At 43.7% G+C, this 21,579-nt stretch carries 16 protein-coding genes; 12 read left to right on the top strand and 4 right to left on the bottom strand.

Annotation, left to right across the window (positions count from 1 at the left end; genetic code table 11):
- The first annotated feature begins 39 nt into the window (after positions 1-39).
- From cccB to ACIQXR_RS05055, 7 genes are all read left to right on the top strand, one after another.
- Positions 40-384, top strand: a complete 345-nt coding sequence (cccB, locus tag ACIQXR_RS05085; protein WP_402991251.1) for a cytochrome c551 — start codon at positions 40-42, stop codon at positions 382-384.
- Positions 385-661: 277 nt separating this feature from the next.
- Entirely contained in the window at positions 662-1,348 is a 687-nt protein-coding gene (ftsE, locus tag ACIQXR_RS05080) for a cell division ATP-binding protein FtsE (protein ID WP_402870638.1), read from the top strand.
- The gene (ftsX, locus tag ACIQXR_RS05075; RefSeq protein WP_402870641.1) at positions 1,338-2,231 is read left to right on the top strand and encodes a permease-like cell division protein FtsX; all 894 of its coding nucleotides are present in this window, start codon (positions 1,338-1,340) and stop codon (positions 2,229-2,231) included. Before ftsE ends, ftsX begins: the two co-directional genes overlap by 11 nt.
- Positions 2,232-2,344: 113 nt before the next feature.
- Positions 2,345-3,718 (top strand): murein hydrolase activator EnvC family protein, encoded by a 1,374-nt coding sequence (locus ACIQXR_RS05070; RefSeq protein WP_402870644.1) that lies wholly within the window; start codon positions 2,345-2,347, stop codon positions 3,716-3,718.
- A 130-nt stretch (positions 3,719-3,848) separates the two neighbouring features.
- Complete coding sequence (locus ACIQXR_RS05065; RefSeq protein WP_402870647.1) at positions 3,849-5,273, top strand: S41 family peptidase; 1,425 nt, start codon at positions 3,849-3,851, stop codon at positions 5,271-5,273.
- A gap of 200 nt (positions 5,274-5,473) precedes the next feature.
- Positions 5,474-6,667 carry a PDZ domain-containing protein gene (locus tag ACIQXR_RS05060; protein WP_403079597.1) on the top strand — a complete coding sequence of 398 codons (1,194 nt, stop codon included), beginning with the start codon at positions 5,474-5,476 and terminating at the stop codon, positions 6,665-6,667.
- Positions 6,668-6,746: 79 nt separating this feature from the next.
- The gene (locus ACIQXR_RS05055) at positions 6,747-7,211 is read left to right on the top strand and encodes a hypothetical protein (protein ID WP_403079595.1); all 465 of its coding nucleotides are present in this window, start codon (positions 6,747-6,749) and stop codon (positions 7,209-7,211) included.
- A 69-nt stretch (positions 7,212-7,280) separates the two neighbouring features.
- On the opposite strand, the gene ACIQXR_RS05050 is transcribed toward ACIQXR_RS05055, so the two are convergent.
- The 3 genes from ACIQXR_RS05050 to ACIQXR_RS05040 form a co-directional block, all read right to left on the bottom strand.
- Complete coding sequence (locus tag ACIQXR_RS05050; protein WP_402954577.1) at positions 7,281-7,814, bottom strand: YceI family protein; 534 nt, start codon at positions 7,812-7,814, stop codon at positions 7,281-7,283.
- A gap of 162 nt (positions 7,815-7,976) precedes the next feature.
- Entirely contained in the window at positions 7,977-10,169 is a 2,193-nt protein-coding gene (locus tag ACIQXR_RS05045; protein ID WP_403079593.1) for an MMPL family transporter, read from the bottom strand.
- Between the two features lie 175 nt (positions 10,170-10,344).
- Positions 10,345-12,075 (bottom strand): N-acetylmuramoyl-L-alanine amidase family protein, encoded by a 1,731-nt coding sequence (locus ACIQXR_RS05040; RefSeq protein ID WP_403079591.1) that lies wholly within the window; start codon positions 12,073-12,075, stop codon positions 10,345-10,347.
- Positions 12,076-12,422: 347 nt separating this feature from the next.
- Here ACIQXR_RS05040 and ACIQXR_RS05035 point away from each other — a divergent pair, with 347 nt between their 5' ends.
- From ACIQXR_RS05035 to ACIQXR_RS05015, 5 genes are all read left to right on the top strand, one after another.
- Positions 12,423-14,000 (top strand): catalase, encoded by a 1,578-nt coding sequence (locus tag ACIQXR_RS05035; RefSeq protein WP_403079589.1) that lies wholly within the window; start codon positions 12,423-12,425, stop codon positions 13,998-14,000.
- 148 nt (positions 14,001-14,148) lie between these two features.
- Positions 14,149-14,379 carry a DUF2198 family protein gene (locus ACIQXR_RS05030; protein ID WP_402870665.1) on the top strand — a complete coding sequence of 77 codons (231 nt, stop codon included), beginning with the start codon at positions 14,149-14,151 and terminating at the stop codon, positions 14,377-14,379.
- A gap of 219 nt (positions 14,380-14,598) precedes the next feature.
- A complete protein-coding gene (gene uvrB / locus ACIQXR_RS05025) occupies positions 14,599-16,584 on the top strand; it encodes an excinuclease ABC subunit UvrB (RefSeq protein ID WP_402870668.1) in 1,986 nt (661 codons plus the stop codon).
- Between the two features lie 6 nt (positions 16,585-16,590).
- Positions 16,591-19,470, top strand: a complete 2,880-nt coding sequence (gene uvrA / locus ACIQXR_RS05020) for an excinuclease ABC subunit UvrA (RefSeq protein ID WP_403079587.1) — start codon at positions 16,591-16,593, stop codon at positions 19,468-19,470.
- Positions 19,471-19,697: 227 nt separating this feature from the next.
- The gene (locus ACIQXR_RS05015; RefSeq protein ID WP_403079586.1) at positions 19,698-20,798 is read left to right on the top strand and encodes a DUF4097 family beta strand repeat-containing protein; all 1,101 of its coding nucleotides are present in this window, start codon (positions 19,698-19,700) and stop codon (positions 20,796-20,798) included.
- A 46-nt stretch (positions 20,799-20,844) separates the two neighbouring features.
- Here ACIQXR_RS05015 and ACIQXR_RS05010 read toward each other — a convergent pair whose 3' ends face one another.
- Complete coding sequence (locus ACIQXR_RS05010; RefSeq protein WP_403079584.1) at positions 20,845-21,522, bottom strand: N-acetylmuramoyl-L-alanine amidase; 678 nt, start codon at positions 21,520-21,522, stop codon at positions 20,845-20,847.
- Positions 21,523-21,579: the final 57 nt, after the last annotated feature.

Below are 21,579 nucleotides of genomic sequence, written 5' to 3'. Positions count from 1 at the left end.
TTCTGTACTGGTAGACTTAAGAAGAAGGGGGCTTGTCCAATGAAAAAGAAATGGTTAGCTTTACTATTAGGTACATCTCTTGCGCTTACTGCTTGCGGGGGGAATGACGATAATAACGCAGATAAAGAACCGGCAACGGATACTAATGAAACGACCACTGCTGGTGCCGGTGATGCAGCCAAGATTTATGAAAATAAATGTTCAAGTTGTCATGCTGTGAATCTTGAAGGCGGCGTAGGCCCGAATTTGACGGAAGTCGGTTCGCGTTTGTCGAAAGATGAAATTGAGCAAATCATCTTGAAAGGCCAAGGTGGAATGCCAAAAGGCGTCATCATTGGTGATGATGCATCAAAAGTAGCCGAGTGGCTTTCCGAACATAAGTAACAATTCTACCGAAACGTCCTCCTTTAGGCTGGACGTTTCATCCATCCTCTTCATAAAATCCCCTATTATTTCCATTCGTTTTTTCCGTATACTAGATAGATAGTCTTAGCACAATCATTGAAATGAAACTGTAATATTTTTATGCTTAATTTGACAAACTTTGATGTTATAATGTTCCTGTGCTTAAAACGAAATGATTCCTGTCGTTATTTAAAAAATGCTGTCGAAAAAAACGCTTTTAATAGATAAGTTAACAAGCAAATTAGGTGGTTTTAGAATGATAGAGATGATAGATGTCAAAAAGACCTATTCTAATGGCGTCATAGCCATTAATGGGTTAAATGTAAAAATACAGCCAGGCGAGTTTGTTTATGTAGTGGGTCCAAGTGGTGCCGGCAAATCGACCTTCATCAAAATGATGTATCGGGAAGAAAAGCCGACAAGTGGAAATATCTTGGTTAATGGTGTCAGCCTACCAAAAATCCGCAATTCGAAAGTTCCTCTATTTCGCCGTAATATCGGGATGGTCTTCCAGGATTTTAAACTCCTTCAAACTTTCACAGTCTATGAAAATGTTGCCTTTGCAATGGAAGTCATCGAAAAAGAACCTGAAGTCATTAAAAAGAGAGTCATGGAAGTTCTCGATCTAGTAGGGATCAAGCATAAAGCCAGAATGCGTCCTGCAGAGTTATCAGGTGGAGAACAACAAAGGGTTGCGATTGCCCGTTCGATTGTCAATGACCCCAAGGTGGTTATTGCGGATGAACCTACAGGGAATCTGGATCCTGAAACATCATGGGAAATCATGAGCATATTTGAAGAAATAAACAAGCGCGGAACGACACTTATCATGGCTACGCACAATAAAGATATTGTTAATAACTTTAAACGTCGTGTAATTGCCATTGAAGGTGGAAAAATCGTTCGCGATGAACATAGAGGTGAATACGGATATGAAATTTAGAACACTCGTCCGTCACTTCCGTGAAAGCTTTAAAAACATTGGTCGTAATGGTTGGATGACGTTTGCATCAGTAAGTGCTGTAACAGTCACTCTAACATTGGTTGGCGTTTTTTTAGTGATTATGATGAATTTAAATCATATCGCGGGTAATGTCGAAAACGATGTCGAAATTCGTGCGCATATTGATAATGCAGCGAGTAAAGAGGATATACAAGCAATCAGCAAGCAGATAACGAGTATAGGTGGAATTGATAGTGTTGTCTTCTCCCCTAAGGATGAAGAGCTAACCAATTTAATTGATGATTTAGGCGATAATGGAGATGCCTTTAAACCATTTGAACAAGACAACCCTTTACGGGATGTTTATATCATTAAAACGAAAACACCTCAAGATGTGATCAAGGTAGCGAAAGAAATCGAAAGCATCAATTATATTCAAAGCGTTAAATATGGACAAGGTTATGTTGAAAACCTATTCAGTTTTGTCGAAATTGCTAGAAATATCGGGATTGTACTTATCGTAGGGTTGCTTTTCACAGCCATGTTCCTCATCTCGAATACGATTAAAATTACAATAGTGGCTAGGAAAAAAGAAATCGAGATTATGAGATTGGTAGGGGCAACAAACAACTTCATTCGTTGGCCATTCTTCTTAGAGGGACTCTGGTTAGGAATCCTTGGTTCTGTTGTGCCTATCGCCCTGATTTCAGTACTCTACTACAATCTGTTCAATTATATATCACCACAGATTACGTTTAAATTCGTAGACTTTTTACCAGCAAGTCCATTCATTTACCAAGTGTCGGCGATTCTTATCATCATGGGCGCCGTGATTGGAATATGGGGAAGCTTAATGTCCGTTAGAAAATTCTTAAAAGCATAAGCGAACAAACTTTACAATTCTTTTACACTCGAAATACGAAGAAGAAATTCATTCAAAATAGAGAGACGTTGCATGGCACGAGTTGTAACGAGATTGAAAGGGGAAATGGAACATTGAAAAAGAACATTATCGCGGTGAACGCGACAATCATGATCGGCTTGGGGAGCATTTTGGCTGCTCCTTCAGCTTTTGCTGAATCCATTTCAGACTTAGAGCAAAAGAAGGCATCTATACAGGAAAAACGTTCGGGTGTTGAAGCGGACATTTCCACTACCTCAGAAAAAATCAATAACCTCCAGAATAAACAACTGACGGCTGAGGAGCAAATCGCTGCCATTGATGCGAAAATTGCAGAATCAGCAAAGAAAATTGATGCGAAAAATGCTGAAATCACTCAAACAAAAGAAGAAATTGAAGTATTGAAAGCAGAAATTATAGTGTTGCAAGAACGTATCGCTAAGCGTAACGACGTTCTGAAGGAACGTGCCCTTTCCTTCCAGGAGTCCGGTGGAGATTTGAATTATGTGGAAGTATTGTTCGGATCATCTAGTTTTAGCGATTTAATTGACCGTGTAGGAGCTGTTGCAGCCATTGCAGAAGCCGATCGCGAGATTTTGAAACAACATGAGCTGGATAAAAAAGAGCTTGAAGAAAAACAAAAGGCCGTAGAAACGAAGCTTGCTAGTTTAGAAGTGGCTAAAGCTCAACTTTTACAAATCCAAAATCAACAAAAACAGCAGAAAGAACAAAAAGCTGCGTTAGTTAAGAAATTAAAGAAACAAACGAAAAAAGAAGAAGAAAATAAAATGGGCTTAGAGGAAGAAAAGGCGAACCTTGCTGCTCAAGAAACAGCAATCAAGTCAGCCATCGACTTAGAGAAGAATCGTCTAGCTGAATTAGAAGCAGCTCGTAAAAAAGCAGCAGCTGAAGCGAAAAAACGTGCAGAACAAGAAGCGGCAGCACAAGCAGCGCAAGCAGCTCAAGCGAAAAAACAAGCTCCTTCCCATTCTAACTCTAGTTCTAATAGCAGTTCATCCTCTTCATCATCACAAGCTCCGGCTAGTGTAAGTTCTGCACCGGCTGTATCGTCAGGAACATTTACAAGACCAAGTGCAGGTTATGTATCTTCACAAATGGGCGAACGTTGGAATAAACAGCATGCCGGCATTGATATTGCTGCAAGCGGAACAGTGCCTGTTGTAGCAGCGGCAGACGGAGTCGTAAGTCGTTCGTATACGTCCTCTTCATACGGTAATGTAATCTTTGTTACCCATAATATTAGTGGACAAACGTGGACAACGGTTTATGCACATTTAAGTTCAAGACAAGCTAGTACAGGTGCAGTCGTTGCCAAAGGTCAACAAATTGGGATCATGGGGAATACCGGACATTCTTATGGACAGCATTTGCACTTTGAGCTTCACAAAGGTACGTGGAATTACAGCAAGTCCAATGCAGTCAATCCATTAAGCTACATACCTAACTAATACCCAATATATGAATCATAAAACAGACCAGGATCACATCCTGGTCTGTTTTTTTGCTCTGTTCAAAAGCATATTTACCCGAACCTACTCATATAGTGAAAAATATATCGGGGTAGAAAAGGGGATAAATATGGTCAAAAAATGGGTAATTCCTCTAGCAATCATGATGTCATTAGTTATTGGGGCAGCAGGGGGCATGTATTGGACAAGCACCCAGGATAAACACGAGATGAAACAGGGAAGCCAAGAGGGGATAAAAGATCAGGAGTGGGCAAAAGTGGAACAAGCTTACGGGTTGATCGTGAGCCAGTATGTTGAACAGGTAGACGGCTCAAAGCTCATCGAAGGTGCCATTCAAGGCATGCTGGCAACATTGAAGGATCCATATTCCGTATATATGGACAAGGAGACCGCAAAGCAGTTCAATGAGACCTTGGATTCCTCGTTTGAAGGGATCGGTACGGAAATCGGGATGGAGGACGGGAAGGTCATCATTGTCTCTCCCTACAAGGACTCCCCGGCTGAAAAGGCAGGATTAAAGCCGAAGGACCAAATCCTAAAGGTGAATGGGGAAAGTGTCGAAGGGTTGGACCTCTATGAAACTCGGTTGAAGATCCGTGGGAAAAAGGGCTCTTCAGTCAAAATGGAAATAAAACGTGCCGGTGTATCCAATCCAATCGAATTCAATATGGTTCGTGCAGAAATTCCATTGGACACGGTTTTTTCTTCGACCAAGGAAGTAGCGGGTGAGGAAATCGGGTATGTGGAGTTGACCACATTCTCGGAAAATACCGCATCGGATTTTAAAAAGCAGTTGAAGGAACTTGAGAAGAAGGGAATCGAAGGGCTGGTGATCGATGTCCGGGGGAATCCGGGCGGTCTCCTTTCAAGTGTGGAGACGATTTTAGGCGAGTTTATTACGAAAGATAAACCATATTTGAAAATAGCCGAAAGAACGGGTGAGACGCAATCCTTTTTCACAGAACTGAAGAAAAAGAAGGACTACCCCATTGCCGTCCTGACGGATAAAGGCAGTGCCTCGGCTTCGGAGATCCTTGCCGGTGCCATGGAGGAGGCCGGGGGATACCCGCTGATTGGCGAGAAGACGTTCGGTAAAGGGACGGTTCAACAGGCAGTCCCAATGGGAGATGGCAGCAATATCAAGCTTACGCTGTACAAGTGGCTGACACCCTCTGGTAACTGGATTCACAAAAAAGGAATCGAACCGACGATTGAAGTCAAGCAACCGGTGTACTTCAACGCCCATCAGTTAACCATCGAAAAGGTATTGAAGCGGGACATGACAGACGACCAAATTCAGTATGCGCAAACGATCCTAAAAGGGATCGGTTTTGAAACAGGGCGTGAGGATGGGTACTACGATTGGAATACAGAGATTGCGGTCAAGGCTTTTCAGAAGCAGTATGGGATGAAAGCGACTGGTAAGTTGGATGCCAAGACCGCAGCTAAGCTAGAAACCGTCATCTTGGAAAAAATTCAGGATGAAGATAATGATATTCAGCTACGGACGGCTTTGAATTATTTGGCGAAATAGAAGAAGGAGGCAACGCCCATCGGGGTGTTGCCTTTTTACTTGGCAGGAAAGGGGGAAAATTTCATTTCATCTATTAGAGCGGATACAGTTTTTTCTACATCTTAATAGGCAGAAAGCTGACATATTTGATAGAATAGGAAGTAACTGACTAGAACGATTGATACATACTTTTAATCACTTATAGGGATGGTGGAGAGAAATTGACAACGGATTGGCTTATTGATTGCTTAATAGGATTGGGAAAACTCTTCCTTCATCCATTACTTTACGTTTCCATTGCTTATTGTTTATTCATCGGCTATCTTCGGGTTAAACGGGAGCGTCGTGATTTCAATACGAAGATTTATAGGAAAACCATGGAGCTTCGGGCTTTGCTTCTACAGGGAATCGTCACTGGGGTGATTCTGTCACTCCTCGCGCTGGTGTCTGGCCTTGTCATACCGATGGCGGCGGTGGTCATCATGGCGGCAGTCTCGGTCCTAGCCGTCTTGACCATGAAAAGGAGACTGGTATCACCTGTTTATACGTTGGGTGTCACGTTCTTTATCCTTTTCTTTCTAAATGGTAAGGATTTGCCACTTCCTATTTTCACGGATGCATTTGACCAACTGAATCAATCAGTTTATCCGACACTTGTGATATTGATTGGGCTTTTGTTGATTGCGGAAGGTTTTCTTATCGTTAAGAAAGGCAGTAAAAAGGCATCACCACAGTTAGAGGTTTCAAAGCGCGGGCAGCCGATTGGCGTTTATGTTTTGCAACGTATTTGGCTGATTCCGATGTTCGTACTGATTCCTGGAGGAGAACTGCCCGTTCCTTTTGACTGGTATCCCGTATTCTCCATTGGTGAAGTGTTCATTTCTCCAATCGTTCTGCCATTTTTGATTGGATTTAGGCAGAAGGTTCATGGATCGCTTCCGGAACAGGCAATAAAGGCCCAAGGTAAGCAGGTAGGGACACTTGGCATATTGATTACAGTCTTGGCGGTCGTCAGCTACTGGTATCCACTATTGGCAATCATAACAGCTGTTTTAGCGATCCTTGGTCGAGAATTCATCCATTATGCGCAAAAGAATTTGGACGAAAAGCAACCGTTTTACTTTTCGAAAAGCAAGCTTGGCGTCCAGATTCTAGGCGTTATCCCTGAATCACCGGCTGACAAGATGGGATTGGTCAAGGGTGAAATCATCTCAAAGATCAATGGGGTTGTCGTCAGGGAAGAAGAAGAGTTGTACCGGGCGCTGCAAAAGAATCGGGCCTATTGTAAGCTCGAGGTCATCGGCATTAATCAACAAATGCGCTTTGTGCAACGGGCCTTATTTGAAGGGGAGCATTATGAATTGGGCATCCTTTTTGTGGATGATCAATTGAAAGAGAGTGGCCAAGCAGGGTAGAAACGGCCGGATCTTTCTGAATAGTAACTGAAACCACTTAGATGATAGATCTAGGTGGTTTCTTATATGGGTAGACGAAATGAAAAGTGAAGGTGCGAATAGGGATATGACGATGAAGATGAAGAGTATTTTGATAGTATTATCATGCTTGTTCTTATATGGATGTCAACCAGGTGGGAAAGACGGGAGAAAGGAAAGTTCTGCCCCCGTTGACCTTATAGGGGAGTGGCATGGGGAAGAAATGAGTTTAGATGGAAATCGTTATACAGGATTTTACGCGTTTGACATTGAGAAAAATGGGAGATTTTCTTTGTATGATGCTGAAGCGGGGAACCCGGGCATCCAAGGAGAGATTACACAATATGATGGGGAATCTCTGAAAATGAAGACAGGGGATGAAGCAGATTTTGATGTACCTGCAGAATGGGCAGGATTAAAGCATTCCGATACTCTGTTGTATGAAATAAAAGGGGAAAAATTATATATGAGTTACAAAGATAAACAGGATAAGCATACGCTTGTTTTTTCTAAATCCAGTTATTGAACGATTTTTCACAAGAAACCCCCAAAAGGCAGGTTGCTCTGCTCATTGGGGGTTTATTAATGAAACATTTTACGCTTCTCTTGCGGCTTCGATATCAATGGAAATGGTGATTTGATCCCCAATCAGTACCCCGCCCGTTTCCAGGGCAGCATTATAGGTTAAACCATAGTCGCTGCGTTTCACCTTGCCTTTGCCACTGAATCCTGCTTTTTCCGTACCCCATGGATCTTTTCCTTGCCCTTCGAATGTCATAACGAATGTTTCTTCTTTTGTCACTCCATGAAGTGTGACATCACCGGTTACGGCATACTCATCGTCATCCGTTTTTTTGATGTCTGTAGCTTTAAATATCAGTTCCGGGTTCTTTTCAACGTCAAAGAAGTCAGCAGAACGCAGGTGGTTATCACGGTCTGTATTACGAGTGTCAATGCTGGACAAATCGACGGTGAAATCAATTTCCGCCGTTGTTAGGTCGGTTGGGTCTGCAGAAATGTTGGCGTCAAATTTATTGAAACTTCCTTTTACTTTTGCAATCATCATGTGTTTTACAGAAAACTCTATCGCGCTGTGTGTAGGGTCGACTATCCATTTTGTTTTAGCCATTTTGTATATTCCTCCACTTCATATATCTTTAATTTGAGATAATTTAACATATTGTAATTATATGAGCTGGGGGTTCCAGAGTCAAACGTTTTTTCCTTTATTTAGAAAATGCAAAAAAACCTGTGCCGCATGTGTGCGGACACAGGTTTAAGAAAGAAACTCTTAGTTAGAACGTTCTTTTTCTTCGTGAATCGGGGCTTTACTTGGCCAGAAAGCATAGCGACCAAGCAGAGCGGTAATCGCCGGCACTAGGAATGGGCGAACGATGAATGTGTCCATCAGTACACCGAGTGCGGTTATGAGTCCGAATTGGACAAGCACTTGAATCGGCAACGTAGCGAGCACAGAGAATGTAGCTGCCAAGATGATACCGGCTGAAGTGATGACGCCACTTGTTTCGGTTACACCTTCTCTTATGGCTTGCTTGATTGGCATCGTCTTCTTCTTGCGCCATATGCTGGATACCATAAAGATGTTGTAATCTTCTCCTAGGGCGACAAGGAATACGAATGAATACAACGGAATCGTACCTTCAATTGCATCCACACCCATGAAGTGGTGAAGGATGATCCAGCCTAAGCCCATAGCGGCAAAGAAGGAAAGGATAACCGTTCCCATTAAATAAGCCATGGCTGTTACGGAACGAAGGTAGGCTAACAGTAGCAATGAAATCAAGACGATGATGATTGGGAAAACCAAGAATTCATCTGCCTTGACCGTTTCGCGTTTATCGTGTTGCTCGGCTGTCTGGCCGCCAATCCATACTTTTTCATCAACGGATGAGATCTTCGCATCTTTCAGTTCTTTTTCTACGGAACTGCGTATATCTGAAATGGCGTCGATGGCTTTCGTATCGTATGGGTTGATATTGAATTTGACTTCATAGGATTGTAAATCCTTATTGGACTCACTCCTTACAGGTTCTGAGACACTTCCGATCAGGCTCATATCCTTCAGGGAATCCGTTAAATCGATATCCTTGCCATCCGTATCGATGACGACTGTAGCCGGTGCAAGTTCACCAGGTGAGTAGGCATCGGAAATGACGGTATACCCTTCACGTGAGTTGATGTCTTCTGGGAAAGAAGAGAGGATATCATAGGAATACTTTATTTGTGATGAATAGCCAGCTAATAGGCCGAAAAGAATCAGACAAGTAAGGATGACGGTCCACGGCTTGGTTGTAACGATATTCCCAATCCATTTTCCAATGCGTCCGCCTTCTTTGTGTATCTTGACGGGTTTGCCCTTTTTCTTCGCGCGTGCTTCTTCCATTTCGGGTGTACGTGGAACGATAGGGAAGAAAGAGGCCCGGCCGAAAACAGAAAGTAGTGCAGGAACGAGAGTTAAGGCAGCAATCATCATGATTAATATGGATAAGCTGAATGGTACGGCGAAACGATGATAAGCACCATATTGAGCCACGAGCAATGTTAATAGGGAGACGACGATCGTCAGACCGCTCATCGCAATGGCGCCTGAAGAATCTTTAAAGGCAGCCATCATGGCTTCTCGTTTGCTTTCGTGTCTTCTCAATTCACTACGGTAGTGGGAAATCAAGAATAAACAATAATCGGTTCCCGCCCCGAATAGCAATACGGTCATAATCGAAATGGCCTGAGCATCGACTGTAATCCAGCCGTGGTCTGCCATGAATCCTAGGATAGGACTTGTGACAAGGTAAGCGAAACCGACCCCGATTAATGGAATGATCGCTAAAAGTGGTGAGCGATAAATAAGTAATAAGACGACAAGAACGAGTATAACCGTCGCCAGTAGTAATTGAATATCGGCACCGGCAAATAATCCAGTCGCATCGACGGAAATCCCGACAGGACCCGTTACACGAAGCGATAGATCTTCAGAGTCGATTTTAACCTTTGAAGGGTCCGTACCGACGCGTTCGGTTACTAACTTATTGATGCGTTCAATATTTTTTTCCAAAACGGCTGTCCCGGCACTTTCCTCAAAGAAGAGGGGCTGTACGAAAGTCGTACCATCTTCAGAAACAGAGCCCTTTAGTGCGGGCAGTGGAGCGTTGTGAAGAGGAGGTAAGAAGGATTGCTGTTTTAAGGGACTTTCTGTAAGTTCTTTGGAAAGGTTTTGAATTTCAGCTAAATCAGCATCAGTCAGTCCACCCTCCCGATGCCATGTAAGCAAGGCAGGTATCCCTGAGGAATTAGGGAATTCTTTTTTTATCAGTTCATCCGCTACGACAGAATCTGAGTCTGCAGGTAAATCAGTAGGAACATTTTCCGTTTTATCGTTCACTGCCGGTAACGTGAAGGTTAACAGCACTGTCGCAATAATCCAGATGGCGATGACAACCCAACGGCTGATTGTTCCGGTCATCATTTTGCTTAATCTTCCTAATATGTTCAATGAAGGCACCTCACTTTTAAAATTTTTATCATAATCCACTCTTAATTATAAAGGGGAAACATTCCTATTTGCAAAACTGGGTATGCGGTTTCTTGAATTTCTAAAAAAAGCTTTGGAAGGAAAATCCCTCCAAAGCTTTTTTGATTTATTAAAATAAATTGAAGTATTTCTTCAACCCATTAAAGATACCAGTGACAGCCGTGTCTTGAAAGGCGCTCGTGGCAATGAGCTTTTCTTCTTCCAAATTGGAGATGAACCCTAATTCTAGTAATATCGCAGCTTGCTTGTTATCCCGGATGACTTGGAAGTTACCCGTTTTGGCACCGCGGTCCCTCAATTTTGTTTCTTTAATGATTTCAGCTTGTACGGTTTGTGCGAGCTCTTTTTCATTGACATTCGATGCTAGATAAAATGTTTCAATGCCGTTGGCTGAGCTGGGACCAGCATTATAGTGAATGCTGATAAAGACATCGGGTTTGTTGGCCTGGCTGATTTCCACTCGCTTACTTAAAGAGGGATACGTATCGCCTGTTCGTGTCATGACGACTTTTGCACCGGCCTCCTCCAATTTGGCTTTCAGCTTTTTAGCCGTGGAAAGAGTTAAATCCTTTTCCCGATTATTTTTCCCGGATGCCCCAGGGTCAGACCCGCCATGCCCCGGATCAAGGACGATCACTTTGCCTTTAAATCCATCACTCGGTTTGGTCTTCGATAGATACGTGAGGGAGGCCCACCCTACCAAACCGGATTGTGTTTCGACCTTGCCCCAATCTCCTTGTGTTTCCGTCACTATGACACTATCACTTCTATCGATGGCCCCTAGTATTTTATTCGTTGCCGAAGGTCCATTGCGAATGTTCAACGAGTCGGAAATGACATAGTATTTGGTTGGCTTGGTTTTGACCGGTTCTTCTTTTATAGGTTCTTCTACTTTAGGTGGTGTGGTTGTTACTGGTTTTGTTTCTTTCGGCTTGGTTTTTGCTAGATAGGTAAGGGAAGCCCAACCTGTTTTCCCGGAAGCCGTTTTGATTCTTCCCCATTTGTCTTTCTCTTCATAAAGCGTGACAGCCTCCCCTTTTTTTAGAGTGGTGACTTTGTCAGCCTTTGAGTTACCCGATTTCCTTACGTATAGCTCGGCAGCTGTTACATAGTAAGTCGTTTCCTTAACGGCTGAAGGAGATGCAGTAGGTTTTTTCTTAGATAGATAGGTTAAGGAAGCCCATCCGGTCACGCCGGATGCCGTCTTCACGTTTGCCCAGTTACCCGATTTTTTAATATAGGTAACGGCAGCGCCCTTATTGATCGTCGCCAGCTTCTTTGACGTGGTATTGGCAGACTTACGGACATACAATGAACTGGCTGTAACATAGTACTTGGTTGTACTGACAGCTGCCGGTTTAGCGGTGGCTGTAGGCTTGGAACTAGATATGTATGTTTTAGAAACCCAACCGGTTTTCTTTTTGGAAGATACATAGATTTGTAGCCAATTGCCTTTGGTGGATTTAATTTCTACAACGGTTCCTTTAGGTAAGGTTGCGAGAGCCTTGCTGCTTGTATTATTTGATTTTCTTAATACTAACGAGGAAGCTGTCACATACCCTATCTCGTCCAAATACGTGGTGGAAACCCAGCCCGTTAGTTTTCCATACTTGATTTTCGACCATCCGGATTTTTGTGAAGAGATGGTCACTTCTTTTCCTTTTTTAATTAGGCCCAGAGATTTTGCCGTGGTCTTAGGCTGTTCTCTTATATGGAGGGAACTAGCTGTAACTTTGGCCGTTTTGGAAGCGGCCTGAACTTGATCGGGGGCGTGTGGATACGAGAAAATCGTCAAAAAAACCAAGGTTGCTGCAAATAAGGTGATTATTCTTCTTTTCATTAAAGCTCGCTCCTTTAAATTATGCTGAAATAATCGAATGGTTATGGTTCATCCAGAGGTTGGGTCAGACTTGGTAAGTGAATATAAGTGCACATATACTGCGGAGATGCCTTCATTGGAGTAATCTCCATGATTTTTATCGGTAGCATTGGCGATAGTGTGAAGGAGATTCATTAATAATAGTACAATATACTCACATCAATTAGTAGGTGTTTTTTGGAACTTTTTGTAGGTAATTAGAACGTAATTTACATTAATTGAAGAATTTTGAATTAATATGAGTGAAGTTTGAGGAATTGGGGATGTTAGTTGGAGTGATGGATGATATTTACAAAGGAGGAAATTTAGTGTCTGATCAACCAAAAGAGACGAATAATGAATCGGAAGAAACCTTGACCAACCGACAAGGGCACCCCATAACGAATAATCAAAGCATCCGGACTGTTGGAAACAGGGGACCAAGTACATTAGAGAACTACGACTTCCTGGAAAAAATGAGTCACTTCGATAGAGAGCGGATTCCGGAGCGGGTGGTACATGCACGAGGTGCAGGTGCACATGGATATTTTGTTCCGACAGGCAAGGCGGGAGACGAGCCGGTTTCTAAATATACGAGAGCAAAGGTCTTTCAAGAAGCGGGTAAAAAAACACCGGTATTCGTCAGGTTTTCTTCGGTCATTCATGGGGGAACCTCCCCTGAAACATTACGTGACCCTCGTGGATTTGCCGTTAAGTTTTATACGGAAGATGGAAACTGGGATTTAGTAGGGAACAACCTCAAAATATTCTTTATCCGCGACGCCATGAAATTTCCCGATTTGATCCATGCCTTCAAACCCGACCCTGTTACAAACATTCAGGATGGCAGAAGGATTTTCGATTTCTGCTCAAGTTCTCCGGAAACCTTCCATATGATCACCTTCTTATTTTCGCCTTGGGGCATTCCGGCTAGCTACCGCATGATGCAAGGTTCCGGGGTCAATACATATAAGTGGGTGAATCAAGAGGGGGAAGCAGTCCTGGTCAAGTACCATTGGGAACCAAAGCAAGGGATTAAAAACTTGACGCAGAAAGAAGCGAATGAGATTCAGTCGACGAATTTCAATCATGCTACACAGGATTTATATGAAGCAATCGAAAATGGGGATTATCCAGAATGGGATTTAAATGTACAAATCATGAGTGATGATGCCCATCCTGAACTGGATTTCGATCCATTGGATGATACGAAGATTTGGCCAAAAGACCAATTCCCATGGCTGCATGTCGGCACGATGGTTTTGAATAAGAACCCGGAAGATTATTTCACCGAAGTCGAGCAGGTTGCTTTTGGAACGGGAGTCCTTGTAGATGGATTGGATTTCTCGGATGATAAGATGCTCCAAGGCCGCACATTCTCGTATTCGGATACACAACGTCATCGCGTGGGGGCCAATTATCTGCAACTGCCGATCAATGCACCGAAAAAACGGACGGCGACCAATCAAACGGGCGGCCAAATGCAGTATGAAGTGGGTAGAGGAAACCAAAGTCCTCATATCAACTACGAACCATCGACTGTAGGAGGATTGAAAGAGGCTGAGCAGACGGGTAAAGAGTATACCCCTTTTGTAGAGGGCAAACTGGTCCGTGAAACGATAGATCGCCAAAGCAACACGAAACAAGCAGGTGAAACGTATCGTGAATTCGAGGATTGGGAAAGGGACGAATTGATCTCCAATCTAGTGGATGCACTCGCACCTGCCGATCCACGCATTCAAGAGAAGATGATTACCCTTGCTGAAGAGGCCGATAAAGATTATGGCCGCCGTTTGAAAGAAGGATTAGCGGCAGCCTCCCAACATACCGAGTCTTCCAAACCAATGGGTGGTACGGACAATCCAGAGGAAGGAGTCGAAAAAGGTCATGACGCCGATCCATATTAATAGGATGCAAAAAGTGAACTCCCTTCCTTGAAGGGGGTTTCCCTTTTGTATACCGCTTGTTCGTTTTGCAGGAAATAGATTGGCAAAAAACCAAGGAATCATTTAAACTGTAACTACTCTATTTTTCTCTTACAAAGGAGATGAAAAAATGATTAAATTTCTTTCAGCCCTTCTATTACCCGGTCTTCTAGTCATGCTATTTTCAAGGGTCACCTATAACTATATTGTAGGTCTTATACTAACGGTTGCATTGATCGCCGCTTCCGCATATAAAGGTTATACACATACGAACTTATTAATAATCATTGATGCACTATCACTGACGGTGGGTTTCTGGTTATCAAAAAGAATGATGAAACGAACAGCCAAGAGCGCCTAATTTATAGAGGTGCTTTTTTTGTCTCGATTTCTATGAAAAGGACTCTTTGACCTGCTAGGTTATAAAATGCGAAACAGAATGTTTGTTCGCTTTTCGGTGGTTTGTTTTGAGGATATTGTGGTAGAATGTGTATATATAGTTCTTTAAACGGAATAAATAGAAGGAATAAATCATATCCCTTTTTTCATATAAAACTAATTCAGTAGGAGGCCATGCTTGGTGAAGGAAACGTTTGAGTTAGTCTCAAAATATTCTCCACAGGGAGATCAGCCAGCGGCGATAGAAAAGCTTGTTGCTGGCATAAAAGAAGGAAAGAGTATGCAGACGCTGCTTGGTGCGACAGGGACAGGGAAAACATTCACTGTCTCCAATGTCATCCAACAAATCAATAAGCCTACCCTTGTCATTGCCCATAACAAAACGTTGGCAGGGCAGCTTTACAGTGAGTTCAAAGAGTTTTTCCCCAATAATGCGGTTGAGTACTTTGTCAGCTATTACGATTACTATCAGCCAGAAGCCTATGTGCCTTCCACTGATACTTTCATAGAGAAAGATGCCAGTATCAATGATGAAATCGATAAACTCCGCCACTCGGCGACATCCTCTTTGTTCGAACGGGAAGATGTCATCATCATTGCCAGTGTATCCTGTATTTATGGGTTAGGTTCCCCGGAAGAATACAGGGAGATGGTGGTGTCGCTGCGTACTGGTATGGAGATAGACAGAAATGCACTGCTGCATAAACTTGTAGATATTCAATATGAGAGAAATGATATTGCCTTTCAACGAGGAACGTTCAGGGTCCGCGGAGACGTAGTTGAAATCTTCCCGGCCTCAAAAGATGAACACTGTGTTCGGGTCGAGTTTTTCGGGGACGAGATTGACCGGATTCGGGAAGTCGATGCCCTGACTGGCGAGATCACTGGTGAACGGGAACATATCGCCATCTTTCCGGCATCCCATTTCGTCACACGTGAAGAGAAACTGAATGTGGCGATTCAAAATATTGAAACGGAACTTGAAGAACGATTGGCAGAACTTCGTGAAGATGAAAAGCTTCTTGAAGCACAGCGATTGGAGCAACGGACCCGTTACGATTTGGAAATGATGAGGGAGATGGGTTTCTGTTCGGGTATCGAGAACTATTCCCGTCATTTAACCCTACGCCCCGCAGGAGCTACACCTTACACCTTGATTGACTATTTTCCGGAAGACTTCCTATTGATTGTCGACGAGTCACATGTAACCCTTTCACAGATCCGCGGCATGTTCAATGGCGATCAGGCTCGGAAGCAGGTATTGGTGGACCATGGATTCCGCCTACCCTCTGCGAAAGATAACCGGCCACTCAGATTCGAGGAGTTTGAAAAGAAAGTCCATCAATCCATATTCGTTTCGGCAACTCCAGGACCATATGAATTGGAACATACGCCGGAAATGGTCGAGCAAATTATCCGACCTACTGGATTGCTTGATCCTACCATTGAAGTGCGACCGATTGAAGGGCAGATTGATGACCTGATAGGTGAAATCCAGGAACGGGCTAAACGGGATGAACGGGTTTTAATTACGACATTGACGAAAAAGATGTCCGAGGATTTAACGGATTACCTGAAGGATATAGGAATCAAGGTTCAGTACCTTCATTCTGAGATAAAAACGTTGGAAAGAATTGAAATCATCCGGGAATTGAGGATGGGGAAATATGATGTCCTTGTCGGGATCAATCTTTTGCGGGAAGGTCTGGATATCCCCGAAGTGTCCTTGGTGACCATTCTCGATGCTGATAAAGAAGGATTCCTCCGCTCGGAACGTTCACTCATCCAAACGATGGGCCGTGCCGCCAGGAATGCAAACGGGCACGTCATCATGTATGCTGACCGGATAACGAATTCGATGGAACTGGCCATCAGTGAAACGACACGCCGACGGGAAATCCAGGAAAAATTCAACAAAAAGCATGGAATCACACCACAGACCATCCAAAAGGATATCAGGGATTCCATCCGGGCTACGCAAGTTGCTGAAGATGGGGAAGCGTATCAGGAAGATCCGGCTATCAAACTGTCTAAGCTTCCGAAAAAAGAGCGCGAAAAAGTGGTGGCAAGCATGGAAAAAGAAATGAAAGAAGCGGCAAAGGCACTGGATTTCGAACGGGCTGCTGAACTGCGTGATTTAATATTAGAGTTAAAAGCGGAAGGGTGACGAAACATGGCAATGGATAAAATTGTGATTAAGGGTGCAAGGACCAACAACCTCAAGAATATCGACGTCACGATACCGAGGGATAAGCTTGTAGTGCTAACAGGATTATCCGGTTCCGGGAAGTCGTCCTTGGCTTTTGATACGATATATGCGGAAGGACAAAGACGTTATGTCGAATCACTCTCGGCTTATGCCCGCCAATTCTTAGGGCAGGTGGATAAACCAGACGTGGATATGATTGAAGGGTTATCTCCTGCTATATCGATCGATCAGAAAACGACGAGCAAGAACCCTCGTTCCACTGTGGGAACCGTAACGGAAATTTATGATTATTTAAGATTGCTATATGCGAGGGTCGGCCGGCCGACTTGTCCGATCCATCATATCGAAATCAGTTCCCAGACGATTGAACAAATGGTTGACCGTATACTTGACTATCCGGAACGGACAAAGCTTCAAGTATTGGCACCACTCGTTTCAGGAAGAAAGGGAACACATGTGAAAGTGCTGGAAGAAGTGAAGAAACAAGGGTATGTCCGTGTGCGGATTGATGGGGAGATGTATGACCTCAGTGATGATATCACCCTTGAAAAGAATAAAAAGCATTCAATAGAAGTCATCATTGACCGGATCGTCATCAAAGAAGGAATCAGGGCAAGACTTGCAGATTCCTTGGAAAGCGCTTTGAAGCTTGGGGATGGCAAGGTCATTATAGATGTGATGGGCGAAGAGGAATTACTCTTCAGTGAGGATCATGCTTGCCCAATCTGTGGTTTTTCTGTTGGGGAGTTAGAGCCGAGGATGTTTTCTTTTAATAGTCCATTCGGGGCCTGTCCGGATTGTGATGGTTTGGGTGCAAGGCTTGAAGTGGACCGTGATCTGGTCATCCCGAATAAAGAGTTAAGTCTTCGCCAACATGCCATAGCGCCATGGGAGCCGACGAGTTCTCAATATTACCCGCAGCTCCTTGAAGCTGTAGCGACTCATTATGACATCGATATGGATATCCCGGTCAAAGACCTTCCGGAAGAGAAACTGGAGAAAATCTTACTGGGATCTGGTAAGGATAAGATCTATTTCCGCTATAAAAATGATTTTGGAAGAGTGCAGGAAGGCCATATTCCGTTTGAAGGGGTTTTACGAAATATCGAACGGCGCTATAAGGATACGAACTCCGATTATATACGGGAGCAAATGCAGAAATACATGTCGGAGAATCCGTGTCCCACATGTAAGGGGCATCGATTGAAAAAAGAAAGCCTCGCTGTCCTCATTCAAGGTGTCCATATAAGCGAAACAACGGCTTTATCGGTTTCAGACTCCTTGCAGTTTTTCGATAACCTGGAGTTGACCGAAAAAGAAGCCGCGATTGCGAAGTTGATCTTACGGGAAATCCGCGAACGCCTTGGTTTCCTTGATAACGTCGGGTTGGATTATTTGACGTTAAGCCGGGCAGCAGGAACATTATCGGGTGGGGAAGCTCAGCGTATCCGGTTGGCTACCCAGATAGGTTCACGTCTGACGGGGGTGCTGTATATTTTAGATGAACCTTCCATCGGTCTGCATCAGCGTGATAATGACCGATTGATTGACACGCTAAAAAACATGCGTGAAATCGGCAATACGCTCATCGTGGTCGAGCATGATGAAGATACGATGCTTGCGGCAGATTATCTGATTGATGTGGGCCCGGGAGCAGGTGAACATGGTGGAGAAATCGTAGCTGCCGGCACCCCGGAAGAAGTCATGAATCATCCCCAATCATTAACGGGCCAATACCTTTCCGGAAAGAAGTTCATCCCTCTTCCGTTAGAACGCCGAAAAAACGACGGACGGTTCATTGAAATCAAAGGGGCTAAGCAAAATAACCTGAAAAACGTCAATGTTAAATTCCCACTTGGGGTGTTTACATCGGTCACTGGGGTTTCCGGTTCTGGTAAAAGTACGTTAGTGAATGAAATCCTTCATAAGTCTCTAGCGCAAAAACTGAACCGTGCCAAGGCTAGACCTGGGGAGTACCGTGAAATTAAAGGGATTGAACATTTAGATAAAGTGATTGATATTGATCAATCGCCAATTGGCAGGACGCCTCGTTCTAACCCGGCCACCTATACAGGCGTGTTCGATGATATTCGTGACGTTTTTGCATCAACGAATGAAGCGAAAATCCGTGGGTATAAAAAAGGACGTTTCAGCTTTAATGTGAAGGGCGGCCGTTGTGAAGCCTGCCGAGGTGACGGAATCATTAGGATCGAAATGCATTTCCTTCCTGATGTCTATGTTCCATGTGAAGTCTGCCATGGAAAAAGGTATAACCGTGAAACACTGGAAGTGAAATATAAAGGGAAAAACATTTCTGATATCCTTGATATGACTGTCGAGGAAGGTGTCAGCTTCTTCGAAAATATCCCGAAAATCAAACGGAAAATACAAACGCTATTTGATGTGGGGCTAGGGTATATCAAGCTTGGGCAACCGGCAACCACACTGTCAGGCGGTGAAGCCCAGCGGGTGAAGCTCGCTTCCGAATTGCATCGCCGCTCAACTGGCCGTTCATTTTATATCTTGGATGAACCGACTACCGGTCTGCACGTCCATGATATCGCCAGGTTGCTTGAAGTCTTACAGCGACTTGTGGACAATGGGGATACCGTTCTCGTTATCGAGCATAATCTTGATGTCATCAAGGCATCGGACCATATCATTGATTTGGGTCCTGAAGGCGGAGATAAAGGCGGGACCATCGTAACCTACGGAACACCAGAGGATATTTGTGAAGTGCCTGAATCTTATACAGGGAAATATTTAAAGCCTGTGTTGACCCGTGATAAAATCCGGATGGAAAAATGGATCGAAGAAAAGGAACAAGAGCATGAACATGTTTAAGAGCAAGCCAATTTCGGCTTGCTTTTTGTAGAAATATGGCAGGTTTCTTTTAATTAATCAGTTGATTAAAATCGATTGAACTCCATTATTTCCGGGGAAATGTGTTCTTTCCCTTTTCAGAAATTGTCGCCACTCTTTGTCGATAAATGGAATTGGGATAATTATGAAACTTTTTACCTGTCTGGGCGTATGTATGTGTAAGGTACTCTAAGAAAGTGGGGATGTCTATGCAAGCGGAAAAACAGAGAATATTAGAGATGGTACAAGAAGGAAAGCTGACAGCTGTAGAAGCATTGAATCTGTTGGAGGAATTAGAAAAGGCTAGTTTGGAAAGTGATGCAAAAGAGCAGAAGTTGCAAAATGAGCTATCCACCGTTGTTGTCAATCAGAAAAGTGATGACAGTGCCCAGGATAGCTTCAAGAAGAATGTACAATCCTCTAAGGAAAAAATCTTAGGCTTCGTTGAAAGTGCATATAAAAAGATTAAAGAAACGGATTTGGATTTTAACTTTGGGAAATCAGTCGAGGTCAGTCATATTTTTCAACATGATTATGAGTACCTGGATGAAATCGATATCGATATCGCAAATGGGAAAGTGAAAATCGCAACATGGGACCAACAGGATGTACGAGTGGAATGTCTTGCTAAAGTGTATCGGGTGGAAGATATAGAAAAGGCGAGGGAGACCTTCCTAGAGGAAGTTCACTTTGCAATCGACGCTGGGAAAATGAAGTTCAAGGTCCGTGAAAAGACGATGAAGGTCGATACGGTGTTGTATATCCCGAGCAAGGCCTATGAAGACATTCAGGTTAGGCTGTTTAACGGTGCAATCACTACAGAATCCCTGACGGCAGAGAAACTTAAGGCCAAAACAGCAAATGGTGTCATCCATATCCAACAAGGGAAAGGTGAAACGTGCGAACTTGAAACGGGTAACGGAACCATCACCATTTCAGATACGAATTATGATGAGCTCGAGGCAGAAACATTAAATGGGGCAATTAATGCCGATGGGCACTTCAAGAAAATGGATGTTCAGTCCTTTAACGGGGAAATCGTCTGCAAGAATCGAGCGCAGGATTGTGAAGCAATCCATGCCAAATCGATTACTGGGAAGGTCCAGCTGATTTTGCCTCCAGGAAAGGCGATTGAAGGAGAGTTGAAGTCTAACTTAGGAAGTTTTAACGTAAGCTTAGAGGGAATGACCATCGTCGAAGAAAAAAGTGATGTGGTTCAAAAAGTGCTTAAGTTTAAAACGACTAGTTTTGATGATTCGGTCCTCCATGTATTCGCCGACACGAAAACGGCAGCCATCACGGTTTCTTAAAAGTAAAAAAAAGCGTAAGCCCGCCAGTTAGACTGACGGGCTTTGTTTATGTTTGCTTGGTAATGAAGGCATCATAACCATCTTTGGCCAACTTTTTGACAAGGGTTTCAGCTTTTTTCTTATCCGTGAAGGCTCCGATTTGGACTTTATACAGAATGGTGGAGGAGCCCTCGTTTTTAAGCTTATAATGGGCAAGGACGCTTTTGGCGATGGACTCCCCGCATGTTTTCCGAAAGGCTTCCGTTCTTAAAAGGGCGGCCTCCTGTTGATTGGTCATGAACCCACATTCGATTAAAAGGGCAGGGCATTTTGTTTCACGAAGAACCTGGAAGTTTGCCGTCTTCACTCCTCTGTTCTTCAAATGTGTGGCTTTTACCAAATCATGTTGGACCTTTTCGGCGAGGGAGAGCGATTCCTTCGGTTTAGAGGTATGAACATAAGTTTCAATCCCGTTTGCCTCATGCCATTTCCCTGATCCCGCGGCATTCGCATGGATGGAGAGGTATAGGTCAGCTCCGAGGGCATGGGATTTCCGGGTTCGTTCACCAAGAGGGACGTCCCTTTCATCTTCGTGGGCGTAATAAACCGTGATGCCTTTTGATTTTTCTAGATAGTGTTTGATGAAGGCAGCCGTCTCGCGATTGAACTCATATTCCTTCATGCCATCGGGAGATCGCTTGCCGGGGGTCGAATAACCGTGGCCGGCATCAAGTACGACTTTCATGGGTTATCCCTTCCTTTCGAAATCCTGTATTCTTCATTATAATCAAATGGGAAAGGG

Source organism: Peribacillus sp. NPDC097224, assembly GCF_044761985.1.
Lineage (GTDB): Bacteria > Bacillota > Bacilli > Bacillales > DSM-1321 > Peribacillus.
Note: the sequence above shows the minus strand (reverse complement) of the source record. Positions and strands in the feature narration are given on the sequence as shown.